Consider the following 391-nt stretch of genomic DNA (forward strand, 5'->3'; position numbering starts at 1 on the left):
AGCATCGATTTCGTATCCGCCTTCGCCGAAGATCGCGGCCGCAATCGCGTGATAGAGGGAATTCCCCGGAGCCGTCGTCTTCTTGATCCACATGGCGGCCTTTGCGTAATCCCCGCTGAAATAGGAACAAAGGGCCAGAATCGACTCGTAGTACGCGAACGGGCCCGGGTTGCGGTCACGCGCTTCTTCCACCAATGGGCAACCGTCCTCCCAGTTTCCTGACAAGGCCAGGCGCGTCCCGAAGCCCCCCATGAGTTCGGTGTCGTTCGGGTTGATCGCCAGAGCCTGCTCGCCCACTCGTCTCCCCGCGTCAAATTCCTTGCTGAAGAAAAGCGCGGACATTTCCGCATGCAGCGCGCGCACATTGCGGGGGTCCAACTCCACCGCGTGG

The 391-nt window shown here is 61.1% G+C and carries 1 protein-coding gene; it reads right to left on the reverse strand.

What is annotated here, in order from left to right:
• On the reverse strand, window positions 1–391 hold a 391-nt coding region (locus MAXJ12_RS37745), incomplete at both ends, for a tetratricopeptide repeat protein (RefSeq protein ID WP_008838742.1).

The organism is Mesorhizobium alhagi CCNWXJ12-2 (assembly GCF_000236565.1).
GTDB classification, from domain to species: Bacteria; Pseudomonadota; Alphaproteobacteria; order Rhizobiales; family Rhizobiaceae; genus Allomesorhizobium; species Allomesorhizobium alhagi.